Source organism: Streptacidiphilus sp. BW17 (assembly GCF_041262485.1).
In the GTDB taxonomy this organism is placed as follows: domain Bacteria; phylum Actinomycetota; class Actinomycetes; order Streptomycetales; family Streptomycetaceae; genus Streptacidiphilus.
Genome location: NZ_JBGCCR010000040.1, coordinates 38,635 through 57,874, shown reverse-complemented (window position 1 = coordinate 57,874; position 19,240 = coordinate 38,635). Strand labels below are relative to the sequence as shown.

Genomic DNA, 19,240 nt, shown 5'->3' with positions numbered 1-19,240 from the left:
GGCCCGCGCTCAGCGCGGCGCGAGCCACTCCTGCAGCTCGACGACGTTGCCCTCCGGGTCCCGGACGTAGGCGACGTTCAGCCGGTCGCCCATCGGGGCGGGGCCGGCTTCGACCGTGCCGCCGCGCTCCCGGATCCCGGCCACGACCCGGTCGAGATCGTCGACCCGCAGCGCGATCAGCGTACGCACGTCCGTGGCGGTGCCCTGCGCGACGTCCGGGAGCAGCGCCGCGATCTGGTCCCCGGCCTGCAGGGCGATCGCGGCTGCGCCGCGTGCGGGGCTGAGCTTGGCGTAGGGACCGTTCTCGTTGTCGAACTGCGGCGTGAGCCCGATGACGTCCCGGTAGAACCGGTAGACGGCGGGGAAGTCGGTGACCAGCAGGCGTATCTGCGTCAGCTCCATGGCCCTGACCTTAAGCGTTGCGCCTTCCGCGGCAGGCTGGAATGCAAGACTGACGGAGTGACAGATGATGCTCCCGCCCCTCCCCTGAGCAACACCCTCACCGACGTCCCCGGTTTCCGGGTCGGTCACGCGCAGCGCGTCGGTGACGGGTGGCTGACCGGCGTCACCGTCGTGCTCGCGCCGGAGGGTGGCGCTGTCGCGGGGGTGGACGTGCGCGGCGGTGGGCCCGGGACGCGGGAGACCGACGCGCTGGATCCGCGCAATCTCGTCCAGCGCGTCGACGCGGTCACGTTGACCGGCGGCTCCGCGTTCGGGCTGGACGCGGCGGGCGGGGTGGTCGCGTGGCTGGAGGAGCAGGGGCGCGGATTCCGGGTCGGGCCGGAGGCGTCGCAGGTCGTGCCGGTGGTGCCGGCTGCCGCACTCTTCGACCTCGGGCGCGGTGGCGACTGGAAGGCCCGCCCGGACGCCGCGTTGGGCCGGGAGGCGGCTGCCGCCTGCCACGACGGGCCGGTTGCGCAGGGCAATGTCGGCGCGGGGACGGGAGCCGTCGCCGGTGGGCTCAAGGGCGGGATCGGGTCGGCGTCGGTGCGACTGCCCTCCGGAGCCACGGTGGCGGCGCTGGTCGCGGTGAACGCCGTCGGCTCGCCGGTGGAGCCGTCGACAGGCGAGCTCTACGCGGCCCGCTTCGGCGAGCCCGGCGAGTTCCCGGCCCTACGGGCGAAGCCCACCCATGGGCCGGACGCCCGTCCGCTCAACACCACCCTCGCCGTCGTCGCCACCGACGTCACCCTCACCAAGGCGCAGGCCGCCAAACTCGCGGGCACCGGGCACGACGGCCTGGCCCGCGCCCTGCGGCCGGTGCACCTGCTCTCCGACGGGGACACGGTCTTCGCCCTGGCCTCCGGTGCGCGTCCGCTGCCGGTGCCTGAGGGGGATCCCGCCTTCGCCGTGCACACGGAGGCGGCCGCGCTCAACGAGCTCTTCGCGGCGGGCGCGGACGCGGTTGCCCGGGCCATCGGCCACGCGGTGCTGGCGGCGGAGACGGTAGGGGAGTTCGAGGCCTATCGGGACAGGAGTGCGAACCGGCCGGAATGAGAGTGATCGTCCGGCAAAGTCCTGCCAACCTCGCGCAGCGCGCCGCACACTGGCAGGCATGCGTGTGGAGATAGCGGGGGAACCGCAGCGAGGAGATCGACCCACCGAGGATTTTGTCGCGTCGTCAGGCGACGCCTTCGTGCTGCTCGACGGTTGCAGCGCACCTGTGGCGATGGAGAACGGCTGCGAGCACGGCACGGCCTGGTACGTGCGCCGGCTCGGCGTCCACCTGCTGGCCCGGCTCGTCGACCGGCCGGACCGGACGATGGCGCAGTGTCTGAGCGACGCCATCGCAGAGACGGCCTCCCTGCACGGCGCGCGGTGTGACCTGTCGCATCCCAACACCCCTGCCGCGATGGTGGTTGCGGCCCGTGGGCACGGGCCGGCGCTGCAGTACCTCGTGCTCGGGGACTCGCAGCTGGTGCTGGACCGGAACGGCAGCTTCGCGGTCATCGGCGACAACCAGCCGTTCCCGGCCGGAGAGCCGTTGCGGCGTCAGGTCCATGCGGCCACCCACGGCAGCCCGGAGCGCGCCTCCCTGCACATGCGCTATGCGCTGGCGGTGCGCGCCGCACGCAACACGGGCCACGGCCCGTGGGTCGCGGCGGCGTTGCCGCGTGCGGCCGAACACGCGGAGACGGGTTCCGCCCCGCTCGCCGAGCTCCGCGCGTTCGCGGCGCTCACCGACGGGGCGGCCCGGTTCGTCGACCGCTTCGACCTCGGCGGCTGGCCCGACGCGATGCGCCTGATGGACCAACGCGGCGCGGCCGAGGTGGTACGCCGGGTCCGTGAGGCCGAGGGCCAGGACCCGACGTGTGCCCGCTGGCCGCGCAGCAAGGGCCGTGACGACGCCACGGTCCTCTACGCGCGGCTGCGCTGAGGGCTGTCGCCCTGGTGACTCAGTTGACGACCTTGGCGTACTGCCAGGTCCAGTTGGAGGCGGAGTTGGTCGAGTCGCCGGCGAAGGTGATCGCCTCGCGGAGCGTGGTGTTGGCCGGAACGCCCGTCAGGTAGACCGCGACGGCGCTGGGCGACACCAGCTTGAACCAGACCGTCCGGAGCGACACGTTCTGCCACGAGCTGCCCGTCCACACCTGGATGTGCATCTCCACCCACTCGCCGGTCTTGTTCGGCGAGACCTCGGCGGCGATGGTCGGGTTCTGCGTGTGGTGGTAGTGCGTGTAACCGCCGGAGGTGTAGGCGCCCTGGACCATCCGGCTGGAGACCTGGGCCGCGTCCTGGACGAACACGCTGCGGCTGACGGCGGTGTCGCGCGCGTCGCCCGCGAACTTCGCGGTGAAGGTGGCGTCGTGGGCGAGCTTGGCCCAGGCGGACAGGTTGCCGTTGCGGTCGACCGTGCCCTTCTTGAGGACCGAGCCGCCCAGGTCGATCTCGACCGTGCGGTTGCTGGCGGTGCGGCCCAGGTGGGCGTTGACCTCGACCCACTGGTTGTAGCTCGCGTGGGTGGTGCTCGCGCTGATGCTCAGCGCGGTGTTCGCCTGGGTGGCCGGCGCGGTGGTGGCCGCGTTGGCGGGAGCCGTGCCGAGGGCGAGGACGGCGGCGGCAGCGGCCACGGCGGTGGCCACGGCGGTGGCCACGGTGGTGCGGAGCTTCATGTAGAGAACTACCCCCAGAGAAAGGCGTGTTTCTGGGCACGCCTGACTAACCCCCTGTACGCAGGCGCGGCGCTGCAGTCGCCCTGCCATGTGCAGGAAATGTGAATGGTGTGAACGGTAGTGCATGGGTCTGACAGAGACGACCGAGCCCCGTCCACCGATGCGGTGGACGGGGCTCATCGGTCTCCCGCGCGCTTACGCGCGCTTACGCGTGCGACGGCGGGATGACGCCGAAGCGGCCGGAGTTGAAGTCCTCGATCGCCTGCTGCAGCTCCTGGTGACTGTTCATCACGAACGGCCCGTAGTGCGCCACCGGCTCCTTGATCGGCTGGCCGCCGAGGATGACGACGTCCATGTTGGGCGAGCGGGACTCCTGCATCGCCGAGGCCTGGATGGCGATGCCGTCGCCCTCCCCGAAGACGGTCGCCTGACCCATGTGGATCGGACGGTTCTCCTCGCCGACCGTGCCCTCGCCGTTGAGTACGTAGGCCAGCGCGTTGAAGTCCTGCCGCCACGGCAGGGTGATCCGCGCGCCCGGGCTGATGGTGGCGTGGATCATGGTGATCGGGGTGAAGGTCGAGCCCGGCCCCTCGTGGCCGTCCAGCTGGCCGGCGATCAGCCGCAGGATCGCGCCGCCGTCGGGCGTGGTCAGCAGCTTGACCTCGCCGCCGTGGATGTCCTGGTACTTCGGCGTGATCATCTTGTCCGAGGCGGGCAGGTTCACCCACAGCTGGAGGCCGTGGAACAGGCCGCCGCTGGCCACCAGCGACTCGGGCGGGGTCTCGATGTGGAGGATGCCGGAGCCGGCCGTCATCCACTGGGTGTCGCCGCCGCTCAGGTAGCCGCCACCACCGGTGGAGTCCTGGTGCACGAACTCGCCGTCGATCATGTAGGTGACGGTCTCGAAGCCGCGGTGCGGGTGCCAGGGGGTGCCTTTCGGCTCGCCGGCGCCGTACTCCACCTCGCCCATCTGGTCCATCATGATGAACGGGTCCAGGTACTTGGTGTTGATCTTCGCGAAGGCGCGCCGGACCGGGAAGCCCTCGCCCTCGAAGCCTTCCGGTGCGGTCACCACGGTCAGGACCGGGCGGGCGTTCGTCGTCGCCGGGTCCGGCGACCCCACCCGTGGCAGGACCAACGGGTTCTCAACGGTCACTGCGGGCATGGCAGCCTCCTCGTTCTTGCCTCTCGACACGTCCAAGGTAGTTGAACGTTGAACCTCTAAGCAAGTTGAAGCGTCAACTAATTCCCGCCCCGGTGTTCAGTTGTCCTGAGGCCTACTGCCCCAGTCGATGGTCTGCCCTCAGCCGTACATCCGCCGCATGGTGAAGTCGACCATCTGCTCGACGGCCTTGGCATCGAAGACCATCCGGTGCTCCCCCTCCATGTCCATCGCGAAGCCGTAGCCCGTCGGCAGCAGGTCGAGGACCTCCGCGCCGGTCACGGTGAAGTACTTGGAGTCCTTGCCGGCGTAGCGCCGCAGCTCCTTGAGGGAGCTGAACATCGGGATCACCGGCTGCGGGGTGTTGTGCAGGGCCAGGAAGCCGGGCCGTTCGCCGCGCGGGCAGTAGACCTTGGAGGTGATGAAGATCGACTGGAAGTCCTCGACCGACATCCCGCCCGCGGTGAACATCCGGATCGCATCCGCCAGCGAGGGCGGCGTGGGCTCCGGGTAGGGCTGCTGATAGCCGGGGTTCGGCGCCTGCTGGGGTTGCTCGTAGCCGTACACGGGTCCAGGCTAGCGAGACTTCGGCGCCGGGTGTGACGCAGATCCCGCCCGATATCGGCCCGAGATCGGCTCCGGATCCGCTCAAGGGGGTTGATCTAAGTTACCCTTGGGTAGCATCATGGAGGCTACTTGCTGGTAGTCGGTAGATCGCGCTGGTGGATGCCGGATCCCCCTTGGATCCTGCAGGATCTCCCCGGTGGATCGCGTCGATCGAGTATGAGGGTTCACGACTATGGGTCACTACAAGTCCAATCTCCGCGACCTGGAGTTCAACCTCTTCGAGGTGCTCGGTCGTGACGAGGTCTACGGCACCGGGCCGTTCGCCGACATGGATGTCGACACGGCGAAGTCGATCCTGGCCGAGATCTCCCGTCTCGCCGAGAACGAGCTGGCCGCCTCCTTCACGGACGCGGACCGCAACCCGCCGGTCTTCGACCCGGAGACCAACACCGCGCCGATACCCGAGACCTTCAAGAAGAGCTACCAGGCGTACATGGACGCCGAGTGGTGGCGTCTGGGCATCCCGGAGGCCATCGGCGGCACGCCCACCCCGAACTCCCTGATCTGGTCCTACGCCGAGATGGTGCTGGGCGCCAACCCGGCCATCTGGATGTACTCCTCCGGCCCGGCGTTCGCCGGCGTCGTCTTCGAGGAGGGCACCGAGGAGCAGCACAAGGTCGCCAAGCTCATGGCCGACAAGGGCTGGGGCGCCACCATGGTGCTGACCGAGCCCGACGCGGGCTCCGACGTCGGCGCCGGCCGCACCAAGGCCGTCCAGCAGGCCGACGGCAGCTGGCACATCGAGGGCGTGAAGCGCTTCATCACCTCGGGCGAGCACGACATGTCCGAGAACATCATCCACCTGGTGCTGGCCCGCCCCGAGGGCGCGGGCCCCGGCACCAAGGGCCTCTCGCTCTTCATCGTGCCGAAGTACGACTTCGACTGGGAGACCGGCGAGCTGGGTGAGCGCAACGGCGCCTACGCCACCAACGTCGAGCACAAGATGGGCCTGAAGGCTTCCAACACCTGCGAGATGACCTTCGGCGCCAAGCACCCGGCCAAGGGCTGGCTGCTGGGCGACAGGCACGACGGCATCCGCCAGATGTTCCGCATCATCGAGTTCGCCCGGATGATGGTCGGCACCAAGGCCATCGCCACCCTCTCCACCGGCTACCTGAACGCGCTGGAGTACGCCAAGGAGCGCGTGCAGGGCCCGGACCTGGCCGAGTTCCTGGACAAGGCCGCGCCGCGCGTCACCATCACGCACCACCCGGACGTGCGCCGCTCGCTGCTGACCCAGAAGGCCTACGCCGAGGGCATGCGCGCGCTGGTCCTCTACACCGCGTCGGTCCAGGACGAGGTGCAGCTGCTCAAGGCCCGCGGCGAGGACGCCTCCGCCGCCGAGCGCCTGAACGACCTGCTGCTGCCGATCGTCAAGGGCTACGGCTCGGAGCGGTCCTACGAGCAGCTGGCCCAGTCGCTGCAGACCTTCGGCGGCTCCGGCTACCTGCAGGAGTACCCGATCGAGCAGTACATCCGGGACGCCAAGATCGACACCCTCTACGAGGGCACCACCGCCATCCAGGGCCAGGACTTCTTCTTCCGGAAGATCGTCAAGGACCAGGGCCAGGCGCTGACCGCGCTGTCCGAGCAGATCGTCAAGTCGATCGCGGGCGGCATCGGCGGCGAGGAGCTGGCCGCCGAGCGCGACCTGCTGGCCGCCGCGGCGGGCGACCTGGAGGCCATCGTCGGCACCATGCTGGCCCAGCTCGGCTCGGTCGAGCAGGACACCCGCAACATGTACAAGGTCGGCCAGAACACCTCCCGCCTGCTGCTCGCCTCCGGCGACGTGGTCGTCGGCTGGCTGCTCATGCGCCAGGCCTCGGTGGCCCAGGCCAAGCTGGCGGCGGGCGCCTCCGAGAAGGACGTGCCGTTCTACCAGGGCAAGATCGCCGCTGCGCGCTTCTTCACCCGCAACGTCCTGCCGGGCGTCCACACCCAGCGGCAGATCGCCGAGGGCATCGACAACGCGATCATGGACCTCCCGGAGGAGGCGTTCTGATCGCCGGTTGATCTCTGGTCGTTCGCCGACTGATCACCGAATGATCGTCGGCTGATCACCGGCTGACCGCGACCGTCCTCGCGGTCGGCCGGAACAGGCCGGGAACGAGCACGGAGCAGGCCCGGACCCTTGGGGTCCGGGCCTTTCCCGTTCCCGGCCTATGCTCGACCACAGACCGAAAGGTCGAGACTGAAAACCGTGTCACGTCGCCCGGTGGCTCCCCACGAGCCGCCGCCCTGCTCGTACCCCGAGCGCGCCAACCCTCAGCACCCAGCACTTCTGGAGCAGCTTTGACCCCCGCCGCAGCAGTCGGTGCCCATGGCTTCGACCGAGGCCACACCGACGACCTCATCGCCTACCTGCAGTCCAGTCCCTCCCCTTTCCACGCGGTGGCGAGCGCGGCGACCCGGTTGGAGAAGGCCGGGTTCCGGCAGGTCGACGAGTCCGCAGCCTGGGACGACGCGTCCGGCGGCCGGTACCTGATCCGCGGCGGCGCGCTGGTCGCCTGGTACGTCCCGGAGGGTGCGACCCCGGACACCCCGTTCCGGATCGTCGGCGCGCACACCGACTCGCCCAACCTCCGCGTCAAGCCGATCCCGGACACCGGCGTCCACGGCTGGCGTCAGGTCGCCGTCGAGATCTACGGCGGCGTTCCGCTCAACACCTGGCTCGACCGCGACCTCGGCCTCTCCGGCCGCCTCGCGCTGCGCGACGGCAGCGTCGTCCTGGTCCAGCTCGACGAGCCGCTGCTGCGCGTCCCGCAGCTCGCGATCCACCTCGACCGCAGCGTCAACGACTCGATGACGCTGGACCGGCAGCGGCACCTCACCCCGATCTGGGGCCTCGGCGAGGTCGACGAGGGCTCGCTGATCCGCTACGTCGCGGCGGCGGCCGAGGTCGCGGCGGACGACGTGGTCGGCTGGGACCTGATGGTCCACGACGTGCAGCCGCCCTCCTACCTGGGCCGCGACCGCGAGCTGCTGGCCGCACCGCGGCTGGACAACCTGCTCTCCGTCCACGCCGGTACCGCCGCGCTGGCCGCGGCCGTTTCGGGAGATGACAAGGGGCTGACCCACATCCCGGTGCTGGCCGCGTTCGACCACGAGGAGACCGGCAGCGAGTCCGACACCGGCGCGCAGGGCCCGCTGCTGGGCACCGTGCTGGAGCGGATCGTGTTCTCCCGTGGCGGCACCGTGGAGGACCGCGCCCGAGCACTGGCCGGGACCGTCTGCCTCTCCTCGGACATGGGCCACGCCGTCCACCCCAACTACAGCGAGCGCCACGAGCCGGGCCACCACCCGATGCCCAACAAGGGCCCGATCCTCAAGGTGAACGTCAACAACCGCTACGCCACCAACGCCATCGGCCGCCAGGTGTTCGCCGCCGCGTGCGAGAAGGCGGGCGTTCCGTGGCAGACCTTCGTCTCCAACAACTCGGTGGCGTGCGGCACCACCATCGGCCCGATCACGGCGGCGCGGCTGGGCATCTCGACCGTGGACTGCGGCATCGCGGCGCTGTCCATGCACTCGGCCCGCGAGCTCTGCGGCGCGGACGACCCGTACCTGCTGGCGGCGGCGCTCCAGGCGTTCCTGGAGAGCTGAGCCCGTCCTGAGCGTGAGGGGCCGGGCAACTGCCCGGCCCCTTCGCGTGTGGGTCTGGTCCTACTCGTCCTCGTCCATCCCGGCGAGCACCAGCGCCAGGCGCGCCGTCCCGGCTCCGGTGACCCTGACCGGCACGCCCCAGTCCTGCTGGTGCACGTGGCAGGTCGGGAACTCGATCGCCGGGTCCGCGTCGCACGACGCCGCCATCGCCGAGACGTGCAGCACGCCCTCGGTGACCTCCGGGTCGAGCGTCAGCTCGCGGCGCAGCCCGGTGTCCGCGCCCGCACCGGCGCTGATCAGCTCCGGGGGAGTGGAACTGACGAGCAGTCGGGTGGCCGGGCCGTAGGTCTCGTCCAGTTTCTGGCCGGTCGGTGGCGTGAAGACGACGTCCAGCGTGAGTGTGCCGGGCGCGACCTCCGTGGCCGGGCGCTGGGTCCGGTGCGCGGCGGCCTCGACCCGCACGGCCTCCTCGGGCAGCCGCAGCCGGGTCAGCCGGTGCCGGGCCGACTCGATCACCACGATCTCAGCCGCCCGGTCGCCGTCCGCGGCGACCGTTGCGCCGGACGGCTCCCGCAGGTCGGTCGCGAGCGTGCTGACCTGGCCTGTCTGGGGGTCGAAGCGGCGCAGCGCGTGGTTGTAGGTGTCGGCGACGGCGACTGAGCCGTCGGGCAGCACGGTCACCCCGAGCGGGTGCTGCAGCAGCGCCTGGTCGGCGGCCCCGTCCCGGTGCCCGAAGTCGAACAGGCCGGTGCCGACGGCGGTGTGCACCTCGTGCGTCCCCGGGTCGACCCAGCGCACGGCGGAGGTCTCCGAGTCCGCGACCCAGAGCCGGCGCCCGTCCGCCGCCACGGCCAGCCCGGACGGTTGCGCGAACCACGCCTCGGCGGCGGGGCCGTCGACCAGCCCCTCGTTGGTCGTCCCGGCTTCGACCTGGACCGTGTCGGTGTCGGGGTCGTAGCTCCACAGCTGGTGCGTGCCCGCCATCGCGATCCACACCCGGCCGTCGAACCACGCGACGTCCCACGGCGAGGAGAGATCCACCTCGCGCGCGGGACCGCTGGTCGCGGAGTTCTGCCACCACTGCCGCCCGGTCCCGGCCAGCGTGCTGACCTCGCCGGTCGCCAGGTTCACGCCGCGCAGCGCGTGGTTGACGGTGTCCGCGACCACGACGTCATAGGGCCGGCCCGCGCCCGCGCCCTCGACGAGTGCGAGCCCCTGCGGCTCGCTGAACCGCGCGTCCTCCGCCTTCCCGTCGGTGAAGCCGCGCTCCCCGCTGCCGATCCGCCGGACGACGGTCTCCCCGTCCTCGGCGAACTCGACCAGCGAGTGGTGCCCGGAGTCCGCCACCAGGAACCCGCCCCCGGGCAGCCGCACGGCCTTCCCGGGGAACTTCAACGCCCCGGCCACCGGCTCCGGCGCGACGTACGGCCCGTCCCCGCGCCGCAGCGTCCCCTTCGCCTCGTGCTCCGCCTCCAGCTCTGCGACCAGCGCGCCGATGGCGTGCGCGTGCCCCTCCCCGGCGTGCTGCGCGACGACGTACCCCTCGGGATCGATCACCACCAGCGTCGGCCACGCCCGCACGGCGTACTGCTTCCACGTCGCCAGCTCGGGATCGTCCAGCACGGGGTGCTCCACCTCGTACCGCGCCACGGCGTCGACGACGGCCTGATGCTCGGCCTCGTGCACGAACTTCGGCGAGTGCACCCCGACGATGACGAGGGTGTCCCGGTGCGCCTCCTCCAACTCCCGCAGCTCGTCGAGGACGTGGAGGCAGTTGATACAGCAGAAGGTCCAGAAGTCGAGTACGACGATCTTCCCTCGCAGGTCGAGGAGCGACAGCTCCTCCCCACCGGTGTTGAGCCAGCCGCCCTTGCCGACCAGCTCGGGGGCGCGAACGCGTGCACGTGATGCCATACCTGCATCCAACCGCATCGGGCTGTGGACGCATTCCGGGCAACTGGCCCCGGCTGTCAGTTGTCGGTCTCGTCGGTCATCTGGGCGACCGATCCGGGGCCGGAGCGCAGTGCGGCAACGGAGGAGCGAAGGCCGGAGCGTTCCATGTGGCCGAGCACATCGTCCACGGTTTCCGGAGGGTTGCGTCGGGACTCCGCGATCTGGCTGACGCACGAGTAGACGACCCGGTCGTCAAGGCCGAGCAGATCGAGGATGAATGAGTCTGCCGTCCGCACCTCGACGTCCCACTCGGCGAGGGCACCCGCGGGGAAGTCCTTCACGTTGTTCGTGACGGATCACTTGAGCCTTGGCCTTGATCGCTGCGGCGAGCACGTGTCGATCGTCGGGATCGGGCAACTTGACTGCTGTCACCAGCGGTTCGTATCCGATGACTCGGACGTCACGGATGGAGTTGCTCATGAGACGGCGAAGGCGCTCCAATCTGTCGGGAGCGGTTCCTCTCTGCAAGTGAAGAGCCCGGCTCATCTCATCCAGGATCAAGTCGGTCCACTTGGCTTGGACCATCCCGGCTTGCGCCACTCGAATCAGCAGGTCACGTACTACGTTTGGGTACAGCACGCACGAGTCGTAGACAACGACGAACGCCATGGTCTCAGTCCAGCCCCAGCTCCTGGCCGAGCTGGGCCAGGGCGTTCGCTGCGTCGTGACGGCGTTGGTCGTCCACGCGCTTGTAGCTCATGAGGTCCTCGAAACGGATGCGGCGGTGTCGTCCGACCCGGCGGTAGGGGATCTGGCCGTCCTCCAGGAGTCCGATGAGGTACGGCCGGGAGACGTTGAGCATCTCTGCAGCCCGCTGAGTGGTGAGCTCGGCGTCCACGGGCAGGACCTGAACGCCCTTGCCGCTCGCCAGCGCCGCCAGCATTGCGGCGAACATCTCGGCGACTGGTCGCGGCAGCACCAGGGCTTCGTCCTGTGCGCCGACCTCAAGATGCACTCGGATGTCGTCGTCGCTGCCTTCGGTGCAGGCGAGGTACTCGTTGACCCGGCGCAGCGCGCGCTCGGCGTCCTGCGTGTTGATGACACCGGGTTCCAGCTTCCGGCTCTGTGCTGTGGTAGCCATCAGGTTCGCACTCCCTCCAGTCGCCCAACTGAATTATTCGCAACAAACGAAGTAAACGCAACAGGGGAAGTCGGCGAGCCTCAGCTTGGAGGCCCCAGTCCCAAAATGCGGTGCGTGCTTGCGGATCTTGCGTTCTACTCTCGCGCGAGCGTTCGAGCAGCTGCGGACGGTCGTGCCCGTGGGGAGTCGGCCGAGGCGTCGGCCTGCTGTCTGATGAGGCGATGGCGGGCGCATGTGGGTTGGTCGAATGGCTTCGGCGTCGGACGGGCTTTTCGGCGGCCTTCGGGATGCGGGTGGGCGCGGTGGCCTCGATTGGTGCGGCCGGCGGCGGCCTCTAACAACCGCTCACTCCCGGAAGTGGACGAGGATCCGTCCCGGGTTCTTCGGGTCGGGCTCGTGGCGGGTGTAGAGCTTGCGGATGTGCTTCTGGTCGAGGAAGGCCAGGACGCGGCGTTTGAGTTGCCCGGAGCCTTTGCCCGGGATGATCTCGGCGACGGGGTCGCCGGACTGCGCGGCGGTGAAGAGAAACTGACGGAGAGTCAGTTCGATGTCGCGGTTGTTGCGGAAGATGGGGTGCAGGTCGAGGCTGCGCATGGGGCGGTCCGTCCTTTCCGCTCCGGCTCCGAGCCGGGTTGGGGTTGAACGTACCCCCGGACGGTGGGTTGGGCGACGTGGCAGGTGAGGGCAGGTGTCGGAACTGTCGCCGCCTGCTCTCGGTTCCGTTGCGAAAGGTTGTGAAGGACGGGGATGCCGAGGTCAGGCGCGCGCGGTCGGCCATGGTGACCCCCTGATCGAGCTGATCGACCGACTTCGTCCGTGGGGGCCTCATGAACTGCAGCCGTCTTCTCCGTGCCGTTGCCGGGCTCGCCCTGGCGGGCTCGTTGACGGGGTGCTCCGTGATCAGCTTTGGGTCCGGAGGGTCTGGAGGGTCCGGAGGACCTGGAACGTCCGCGGCGACGTCTACCCCGGGCGCGAACGCGACCGGCACCTCGAGCGGCAGCTCGGCCGCGGGAACTGCGGACGCGCGGGCGTTGCTGGGCGACATGGTCCCCTACCCCTCCGGAGCCCGGCCCTGGACCCAGAACAAGACCGGCGCGTTCGGCCTGAGCGACTTCATCGGCAGCTTCTACCTGGCGAGTGCCCAGGCGCAGGAGACCCCGATCGTGCAGCGCCGTGGCTTCACCGGCGCGGCCCGGCACGGTTGGTTCACCGCGGACGGCTCCCAGGCCGAGGTCTGGCTCGTCGACTTCAGTACGGACAGCGGCGCTCAGAGCATGTACCTGGGGCTGAGCAACAGCTGGAAGGAGGAAGCGTCGTCAGGGGTCAGCTATCAGGACACCGCCGTGAACGGGATGGGCATGTCCAACCCGACGCTGGACTCCCAGGGCAACGCGTGGGTCAAGGAGGCCGCCCGGGTCGGCCGCACGCTCGTCTACGTCATCACCTTCGCGCCTGCCACGCCGGACAAGGCGGCGGCGGAGGCGCTGATCAAGCAGCAGGTCGGCCGGATCTCCGGCTGACCGGCCCCGGAACGCGACCGACCCCGGAATGCCGACGGCCGCGGAGCACGGGCCCGGTCAGCTGAGCAGGCCCGGCAGCACCCGTCGCAGCATCTTGCGGAAGAGCGCGTCGCGCTCGGCCGGGCTGTCGACCGGGGGCGGACCGGCCGCCGTCAGGACGGCGAGCAGGTGCGGGTGGCGGCCCTCCGCTGCGACGGAGGCCAGGTAGGCGCCCTGCGCCGACGGTGCGGGGGCCGCGCCGGAGCCCGGGGAGGCGGCGAGGAGCTCCTGGCGGGCGAAGAGCGAGGCGAGGCCGCCGACCAGGCCGATCGCTTCCAGCTTGGCGCGGCCGTCGCCGGGGGCGGGGGCCAGCACGGCCAGCGCGTGGTCCAGGTAGTCGATCGCGCGCGGGCCGAGGACCTGGCCCCGCTGGGCGGCCAGGTCGAGCATCCAGGGGTGCCGCAGGTAGACGGCCTTGGACTGGACGGCGAGTCCGCTGAGGTCGTCGATCCAGTCGCCGGTGGGCGCTGCGGAGAGGTCGATCTCGCCAGCCACCGTGTCGGCCATCAGGTCGAGCAGGTCGTCGCGGCTCGCGACGTAGCGGTAGAGCGACGCCGGGCCGGTGCCCAGGAGGTGGGCGATGGCCCGCATCGAGACGGCGGCGAGGCCCTCGGCGTCGGCCAACTCCACGGCCGCGGCGGTGATCTGGGGACGGCTGCGCTCGGGCGCGGGGCCGCGGGCGCCGCGTTCGGGGCGTTGCCAGACGGCAGGGCGTGCGGGGTGTGCGGGCTTGTCTGACATCGGGTTGTCCTCCTCCACGCCACCAGGGCTCCATGCGAACGCACTGAACGCACTGAACGCACTGACGCAGTGCAGTCTATTACTGCGAATAGCGATCGCAGATTCACGCTGGGCGCGTCGTTTGCGGACGGATGGAAGCATGGGCGCTGACGTCCGGTCGGCACGGACGCCGGTCGGAACTCCGACCGGGACGCCGATCTGAGGACCAGTGAGGGGAAACGCACCATGAAGTTCCTGATGCGCGAGCGGATCTTCGGCTTCGGCGACGACCACTGGATCACCACCGAGCACGGCGAGAAGGCCTACCTCGTCGACGGCAAGGCGCTCCGCGTCCGCGAGACCTTCGAGCTGAAGGACCATCACACGGGCGAGGTGGTGGCCGTGATCAAGAAGAAGATGCTCTCGGTCCGCGACGCGATGGTCGTCGAGCAGCACCACGGCGGAAAGCTCGCCACGGTGAAGAAGAAGCTGCTCACCGTCTTCCACGACAAGTACCTCGCCGAGCTGGACGGCTCGGTCGGCGGCGGCGAGATCGAGATCGTCGGCAACTTCACCGACCACGAGTTCCGTCTGGAGCAGGACGGCCGCCGGGTCGCGGTCGTCAGCAAGAGCTGGTTCAGCGTCCGCGACCACTACGCGATCGACGTCGCCGACGGCGAGGACGTCCCGCTGCTGCTCAGCATCGCCGTCTGCGTCGAGCACCTGGACGCCGAAGAGCACCACTGAGGGGCGGGGTTCACACCCCTGGCCTCGGCTGACAGCACTGCCTTCCATAACCTTGAGTGGAATAGACTCAACTTATGTCATGCTGGATACGGCAGACATCGGCGCGGGTCGGAGGAGGACCGAACACACGTGGACGCCAGCAAGCTCACCACCAAGGCCCAGGAGGCACTCTCCGCGGCGATCCGGCAGGCGTCGGGCGCGGGCAACCCGGACGTGATGCCCGTCCACGTCCTGCTGGCCCTGCTGGAGCAGCCCGAGGGGATCGCCCGCCCGCTGCTGGAGGCCGTCGGGGCCGACCCGGTGCGGCTGCGCGCCGCGACGGAGCGGCTCGTGCAGGCGCTGCCCAGCGCCCAGGGGTCGACGGTCGCCGCGCCGCAGCTCGGTCGGCCGACGGTCGCGGTGCTCAACGAGGCCGCGGCCCGCGCCGCCGAGCTGGACGACCAGTACGTCTCGACCGAGCACCTGATGGTCGGCCTCGCCGCCGAGGGCGGCCCGGCCGCCGACGCGCTCAAGGCCGAGGGCGCCACCGCCAAGGCGCTGCTGGACGCGTTCAAGGAGGTCCGCGGCAGCGCCAGGGTCACCTCCGCGGACCCGGAGGGCAGCTACAAGGCACTGGAGAAGTACGGCACCGACCTCACCCAGGCCGCCCGCGACGGCAAGCTGGACCCGGTCATCGGCCGGGACCAGGAGATCCGCCGCGTGGTCCAGGTGCTGTCCCGCCGGACCAAGAACAACCCGGTGCTGATCGGCGAGCCCGGCGTCGGCAAGACCGCCGTCGTCGAGGGGCTGGCCCAGCGCATCGTCGCGGGCGACGTGCCCGAGTCGCTGCGCGGCAAGCGCCTGGTCGCGCTCGACCTGGGCGCGATGGTGGCCGGCGCCAAGTACCGCGGTGAGTTCGAGGAGCGACTCAAGGCCGTCCTGAGCGACATCAAGGCCAGCGAGGGCCAGGTCATCACCTTCATCGACGAGCTGCACACGCTCGTCGGCGCGGGTGCGGGCGGCGACTCCGCGATGGACGCGGGCAACATGCTCAAGCCGATGCTGGCCCGCGGCGAGCTGCGCATGGTCGGCGCGACCACGCTGGACGAGTACCGCGAGCGGATCGAGAAGGACGCCGCGCTGGAGCGCCGGTTCCAGCAGGTGCTGGTCGGCGAGCCGAGCGTGGAGGACACCATCGCGATCCTCCGCGGGCTCAAGGGACGTTACGAGGCGCACCACAAGGTGCAGATCGCGGACGCGGCCCTGGTCGCCGCCGCGTCGCTGTCCAACCGCTACATCACCTCCCGGTTCCTGCCGGACAAGGCCATCGACCTCGTCGACGAGGCCGCGTCCCGGCTGCGGATGGAGATCGACTCGTCCCCGGTCGAGATCGACGAACTCCAGCGCGCCGTCGACCGGTTGCGGATGGAGGAGATGGCGCTCTCCAAGGAGTCCGACGCCGCCTCCGTCGCGCGGTTGGAGCGACTGCGCCGTGATCTCGCGGACAAGCAGGAGCAGTTGGGCGCGCTGACCGCCCGCTGGCAACAGGAGAAGGGCAGCCTCAACAAGGTCGGCGAGCTGAAGGAGCGCCTCGACGGCCTGCGCGGCCAGGCAGAACGCGCCCAGCGCGACGGCGACTTCACGACCGCCTCCCGGCTGATGTACGCGGACATCCCCGCAGCCGAGCAGGAGCTGGCCGAGGCGCAGGACGCGGCGCGCACCGAGTCCACCACCTCGTCCATGGTCAAGGAGGAGGTCGGCCAGGACGACGTCGCCGACGTCGTGGCGTCCTGGACGGGCATTCCGGCCGGACGGCTGCTGGAGGGCGAGACGACGAAGCTGCTGCGGATGGAGGAGGAGCTCGGCCGCCGCCTGGTCGGTCAGTCCGCCGCCGTCCGGGCCGTCTCCGACGCGGTCCGGCGCTCCCGCTCCGGCGTCGCCGACCCGGACCGGCCGACCGGCTCGTTCCTCTTCCTCGGCCCGACCGGCGTCGGCAAGACCGAACTGGCCAAGGCGCTCGCCGACTTCCTCTTCGACGACGAGCGGGCCATGGTCCGCATCGACATGAGCGAGTACAGCGAGAAGCACAGCGTCGCCCGGCTGGTCGGCGCCCCTCCCGGCTACGTCGGCTACGAGGAGGGCGGCCAGCTCACCGAGGCGGTCCGCCGCCGTCCGTACGCGGTGGTGCTGCTGGACGAGGTGGAGAAGGCCCACCCCGAGATCTTCGACATCCTCCTCCAGGTGCTGGACGACGGCCGTCTGACGGACGGTCAGGGGCGGACGGTGGACTTCCGCAACACCATCCTGATCCTGACCTCCAACCTCGGCTCGCAGTACCTGGTCGACCCGTCCCTGGACGACGCGGTCAAGAAGGACCGGGTGCTGGAGACGGTGCGGACCGCGTTCAAGCCGGAGTTCCTCAACCGGCTCGACGACATCGTGGTCTTCGACCCGCTCGGGGCCGAGGAGTTGACTCGGATCGTCGACCTTCAGGTCCAGGCGCTCAGCCGTCGTCTGGAGGAGCGCCGGCTCACGCTGGACGTCTCCGCCGCGGCCCGCGACTGGCTGGCGATCACCGGCTACGACCCGGCGTACGGCGCCCGCCCGCTGCGCCGCCTGGTCCAGTCGGCGATCGGCGACAAGCTGGCCCGCGCGATCCTCGCGGGCGACGTCCGGGACGGCGACACCGTCCTGGTCGACGCCGACGAGGGCGCGGACGAGCTGACGGTCGCCCGCAAGGAGGCCTGACCGTCGGACCGTCCGACCGGTAACCGAGCCAGGGTCCGCACACGTCCCGTGTGCGGGCCCTCGCCCTGTGTGGAGCACCTGGAAGCAGCGGTGGAGCACTCTTGTGCTGTGGCAATGCGCGGCACGGTAAGACCCCCTTCCGAGGGGGCGACGACACTGGGCGCTGCACCCCCGGGTGAGGCAGGATGAAGACCGGCAAGCCGTAACCCGAAGGGAACCTCTCTCGTGAGCATCGACCCGTCCGCCATTCCCAACTTCGGCGGGCCGAACCCGCAGCCCCAGCCGCAGCAGGGGCCGCCGCCGGTCGTCATTCCGGACGCCGAACTGGTCAAGCAGCTGCTGGACCAGATGGAGCTCAAGCACGGTGTGGACGCCGAGGGCGACGTCGTCGCGCCCTGGGAGGAGTTCCAGGTCTACTTCATGTTCCGCGGCGAGCAGAAGGAGCTCTTCGCGGTCCGCGCCTTCTACAACCACGCCCACGACCTCGGCGCCAAGCCGGAGCTGCTCGAGGCGCTGGACGAGTGGAACCGCGAGACGCTGTGGCCCAAGGTCTACACGGCCACCCAGGACGACGGTGTGCTCCGCGTGGTCGGCGAGGCGCAGATGATCGTCGGCATGGGCGTGAACATCAACTACTTCGCGGCCATGGTCGTCAACTGGGTCCAGGCCTCGGTCACCTTCAACCAGTGGATCAGCGAGCGCCTCGGCCTGGTCAAGGAGGTCGACGGGGACGGTGCCGCCGATGGCGAGAAGCCCGGCGACAACGATGGAAACAGCACCGAGTCCTAATCTTGACCTTTGCTTTACATGCTGCCTGCAACCGCTTGCGTAGGGTTCGAAGTCTGAGGACGTGTCGGGACGTCCGGTGACGATGTGGCGTGAGCGGAGCAGGTGGCGTGGGACGCGTGGGGCGGATCAAGAACACCATTGGTATGGCGCTGTTGGCCGGCGCCGTGCTGGCCGGAGCGAGTGGCTGCGGGGGCAACGCCTCCGCTGCGGCGTCCAAGGGGACGTCAACCTCGCCGGTGGCCGGCGCGAGTGCGAGTGCGAGCAAGCCGGCCAAGCCGACTACCAGCCCGTCGCCGACGCACCCGGCCGGGCCGCCGCTCGAGCTGGACTCCATATCCCCGGTCGACGGGGCCCAGGTCGGCGTGGCGATGCCCATATCCGTGGTCTTCTCCAACCCGGTCGCCAGCTCCGCCCGCAAGGCCGTCGAGCAGGCGCTGAAGGTGACCTCGTCGACGCCGATCGTCGGCGCCTGGCACTGGTACAGCGACACCCGCGTGGACTTCCGGCCGCAGAGCTACTGGCCGTCGGGCACCCACGTCTCGATCAACGCCGACCTCGACAACGTCGGTGACGGCAACGGTCGTTGGGGCACCCACAACTACCACCACAGCTTCACCATCGGGGCGGACACCGAGACGCAGGTCAGCGTCCCCGGCCACTCGATGAAGGTCTACCGCAACGGCCAGCTGGTCAAGACCATGCCGATCGACGCGGGCAGCCCGGACTTCCCGTCCTGGGACGGCACCATGGCCGTGATCGACAAGCAGCCCGAGGTCCGGATGACCTCCTGCAGCGTCGGCATCACCTGCGACAAGAGCAACCCGAACTACTACGACCTGACGCTGCCCTGGGACGTCCACCTGACGTTCTCCGGCACCTACGTCCACTACTCCACGGGCGACCCGTACCCGGGCCACAGCTACGGCTCGCACGGCTGCGTCCACCTGTCGCTGAGCGACGCGGAGTGGTACTACAACTACGTCGAGGTGGGCGACCCGGTCACCATCTCCGGCTCCCCGCGCGGCAAGGCGGCCGGTGACAACGGCTACGCGGCGTTCAACCTCAGCTGGAGCGACTGGCTGGCGGGCAGCTCGGCCGGTCAGGTCACGACGACCGCGAGCTGACCAGCTGACAGGCTGACAGTTGAGCAGTGATTCAC

At 70.1% G+C, this 19,240-nt stretch carries 19 protein-coding genes; 9 read left to right on the top strand and 10 right to left on the bottom strand.

Annotated features, from left to right (window positions below):
* Positions 1-9 precede the first annotated feature (9 nt).
* Positions 10-402: a VOC family protein gene (locus tag ABH940_RS32695; protein ID WP_370072009.1), complete on the bottom strand. Its 393-nt coding sequence runs from the start codon at positions 400-402 to the stop codon at positions 10-12.
* A 57-nt stretch (positions 403-459) separates the two neighbouring features.
* On the opposite strand from ABH940_RS32695, the gene ABH940_RS32690 reads away from it, so the two are divergent.
* Complete coding sequence (locus ABH940_RS32690; protein ID WP_370106926.1) at positions 460-1,497, top strand: P1 family peptidase; 1,038 nt, start codon at positions 460-462, stop codon at positions 1,495-1,497.
* Positions 1,498-1,555: 58 nt separating this feature from the next.
* Positions 1,556-2,377, top strand: a complete 822-nt coding sequence (locus ABH940_RS32685) for an integrase (protein ID WP_370072011.1) — start codon at positions 1,556-1,558, stop codon at positions 2,375-2,377.
* Between the two features lie 19 nt (positions 2,378-2,396).
* Here the strand turns inward: ABH940_RS32685 and ABH940_RS32680 are convergent, their stop codons facing one another.
* From ABH940_RS32680 to ABH940_RS32670, 3 genes are all read right to left on the bottom strand, one after another.
* Positions 2,397-3,113: a hypothetical protein gene (locus tag ABH940_RS32680; protein WP_370106925.1), complete on the bottom strand. Its 717-nt coding sequence runs from the start codon at positions 3,111-3,113 to the stop codon at positions 2,397-2,399.
* Positions 3,114-3,318: 205 nt separating this feature from the next.
* Positions 3,319-4,278 carry a pirin family protein gene (locus tag ABH940_RS32675; RefSeq protein ID WP_370106924.1) on the bottom strand — a complete coding sequence of 320 codons (960 nt, stop codon included), beginning with the start codon at positions 4,276-4,278 and terminating at the stop codon, positions 3,319-3,321.
* A gap of 138 nt (positions 4,279-4,416) precedes the next feature.
* Positions 4,417-4,842 (bottom strand): SseB family protein, encoded by a 426-nt coding sequence (locus tag ABH940_RS32670; protein ID WP_370072015.1) that lies wholly within the window; start codon positions 4,840-4,842, stop codon positions 4,417-4,419.
* A gap of 232 nt (positions 4,843-5,074) precedes the next feature.
* On the opposite strand from ABH940_RS32670, the gene ABH940_RS32665 reads away from it, so the two are divergent.
* Together ABH940_RS32665 and ABH940_RS32660 are read left to right on the top strand one after the other, a co-directional pair.
* Complete coding sequence (locus ABH940_RS32665) at positions 5,075-6,904, top strand: acyl-CoA dehydrogenase (RefSeq protein WP_370072016.1); 1,830 nt, start codon at positions 5,075-5,077, stop codon at positions 6,902-6,904.
* Between the two features lie 290 nt (positions 6,905-7,194).
* Complete coding sequence (locus ABH940_RS32660) at positions 7,195-8,505, top strand: M18 family aminopeptidase (protein ID WP_370072017.1); 1,311 nt, start codon at positions 7,195-7,197, stop codon at positions 8,503-8,505.
* 60 nt (positions 8,506-8,565) lie between these two features.
* On the opposite strand, the gene ABH940_RS32655 is transcribed toward ABH940_RS32660, so the two are convergent.
* From ABH940_RS32655 to ABH940_RS32635, 5 genes are all read right to left on the bottom strand, one after another.
* Positions 8,566-10,419, bottom strand: coding sequence for an NHL domain-containing thioredoxin family protein (locus ABH940_RS32655; protein ID WP_370106923.1), 1,854 nt, complete (start codon positions 10,417-10,419; stop codon positions 8,566-8,568).
* A gap of 56 nt (positions 10,420-10,475) precedes the next feature.
* Positions 10,476-10,739, bottom strand: coding sequence for a hypothetical protein (locus ABH940_RS32650; RefSeq protein WP_370072078.1), 264 nt, complete (start codon positions 10,737-10,739; stop codon positions 10,476-10,478).
* A complete protein-coding gene (locus tag ABH940_RS32645) occupies positions 10,651-11,067 on the bottom strand; it encodes a PIN domain-containing protein (protein ID WP_370072020.1) in 417 nt (138 codons plus the stop codon). The genes ABH940_RS32650 and ABH940_RS32645 overlap by 89 nt, the downstream gene beginning before the upstream one ends.
* Before the next feature lie 4 nt (positions 11,068-11,071).
* Positions 11,072-11,539, bottom strand: a complete 468-nt coding sequence (locus ABH940_RS32640; RefSeq protein WP_370072022.1) for an excisionase family DNA-binding protein — start codon at positions 11,537-11,539, stop codon at positions 11,072-11,074.
* A 345-nt stretch (positions 11,540-11,884) separates the two neighbouring features.
* Positions 11,885-12,133, bottom strand: coding sequence for a Smr/MutS family protein (locus ABH940_RS32635; RefSeq protein WP_370072023.1), 249 nt, complete (start codon positions 12,131-12,133; stop codon positions 11,885-11,887).
* 449 nt (positions 12,134-12,582) lie between these two features.
* Between ABH940_RS32635 and ABH940_RS32630 the strand changes: the two genes are divergently transcribed.
* Positions 12,583-13,059, top strand: coding sequence for a hypothetical protein (locus ABH940_RS32630; protein WP_370106922.1), 477 nt, complete (start codon positions 12,583-12,585; stop codon positions 13,057-13,059).
* A 57-nt stretch (positions 13,060-13,116) separates the two neighbouring features.
* Here the strand turns inward: ABH940_RS32630 and ABH940_RS32625 are convergent, their stop codons facing one another.
* Positions 13,117-13,839 (bottom strand): TetR/AcrR family transcriptional regulator, encoded by a 723-nt coding sequence (locus ABH940_RS32625; protein WP_370072025.1) that lies wholly within the window; start codon positions 13,837-13,839, stop codon positions 13,117-13,119.
* Between the two features lie 225 nt (positions 13,840-14,064).
* On the opposite strand from ABH940_RS32625, the gene ABH940_RS32620 reads away from it, so the two are divergent.
* The 4 genes from ABH940_RS32620 (at position 14,065) to ABH940_RS32605 (ending at position 19,205) form a co-directional block, all read left to right on the top strand.
* The gene (locus ABH940_RS32620) at positions 14,065-14,565 is read left to right on the top strand and encodes an LURP-one-related/scramblase family protein (protein ID WP_370072026.1); all 501 of its coding nucleotides are present in this window, start codon (positions 14,065-14,067) and stop codon (positions 14,563-14,565) included.
* Positions 14,566-14,694: 129 nt separating this feature from the next.
* Positions 14,695-17,292: an ATP-dependent chaperone ClpB gene (gene clpB / locus ABH940_RS32615; protein ID WP_370072027.1), complete on the top strand. Its 2,598-nt coding sequence runs from the start codon at positions 14,695-14,697 to the stop codon at positions 17,290-17,292.
* A 225-nt stretch (positions 17,293-17,517) separates the two neighbouring features.
* A complete protein-coding gene (locus ABH940_RS32610; RefSeq protein WP_370072028.1) occupies positions 17,518-18,081 on the top strand; it encodes a YbjN domain-containing protein in 564 nt (187 codons plus the stop codon).
* Positions 18,082-18,197: 116 nt separating this feature from the next.
* The gene (locus ABH940_RS32605) at positions 18,198-19,205 is read left to right on the top strand and encodes an Ig-like domain-containing protein (RefSeq protein WP_370072072.1); all 1,008 of its coding nucleotides are present in this window, start codon (positions 18,198-18,200) and stop codon (positions 19,203-19,205) included.
* The last annotated feature ends 35 nt before the right edge of the window (positions 19,206-19,240 follow it).

Bases quoted from the DNA above. Each gene is read 5' to 3' on its own strand.
- ABH940_RS32695 (WP_370072009.1), bottom strand. From the start codon at position 402: ATGGAGCTGACGCAGATACGCCTGCTGGTCACCGACTTCCCCGCCGTC.
- ABH940_RS32685 (WP_370072011.1), top strand. From the start codon at position 1,556: ATGCGTGTGGAGATAGCGGGGGAACCGCAGCGAGGAGATCGACCCACC.
- ABH940_RS32680 (WP_370106925.1), bottom strand. From the start codon at position 3,113: ATGAAGCTCCGCACCACCGTGGCCACCGCCGTGGCCACCGCCGTGGCC.
- ABH940_RS32675 (WP_370106924.1), bottom strand. From the start codon at position 4,278: ATGCCCGCAGTGACCGTTGAGAACCCGTTGGTCCTGCCACGGGTGGGG.
- ABH940_RS32665 (WP_370072016.1), top strand. From the start codon at position 5,075: ATGGGTCACTACAAGTCCAATCTCCGCGACCTGGAGTTCAACCTCTTC.
- ABH940_RS32655 (WP_370106923.1), bottom strand. From the start codon at position 10,419: ATGGCATCACGTGCACGCGTTCGCGCCCCCGAGCTGGTCGGCAAGGGC.
- ABH940_RS32645 (WP_370072020.1), bottom strand. From the start codon at position 11,067: ATGGCGTTCGTCGTTGTCTACGACTCGTGCGTGCTGTACCCAAACGTA.
- ABH940_RS32640 (WP_370072022.1), bottom strand. From the start codon at position 11,539: ATGGCTACCACAGCACAGAGCCGGAAGCTGGAACCCGGTGTCATCAAC.
- ABH940_RS32635 (WP_370072023.1), bottom strand. From the start codon at position 12,133: ATGCGCAGCCTCGACCTGCACCCCATCTTCCGCAACAACCGCGACATC.
- ABH940_RS32630 (WP_370106922.1), top strand. From the start codon at position 12,583: ATGGTCCCCTACCCCTCCGGAGCCCGGCCCTGGACCCAGAACAAGACC.
- ABH940_RS32625 (WP_370072025.1), bottom strand. From the start codon at position 13,839: ATGTCAGACAAGCCCGCACACCCCGCACGCCCTGCCGTCTGGCAACGC.
- ABH940_RS32620 (WP_370072026.1), top strand. From the start codon at position 14,065: ATGAAGTTCCTGATGCGCGAGCGGATCTTCGGCTTCGGCGACGACCAC.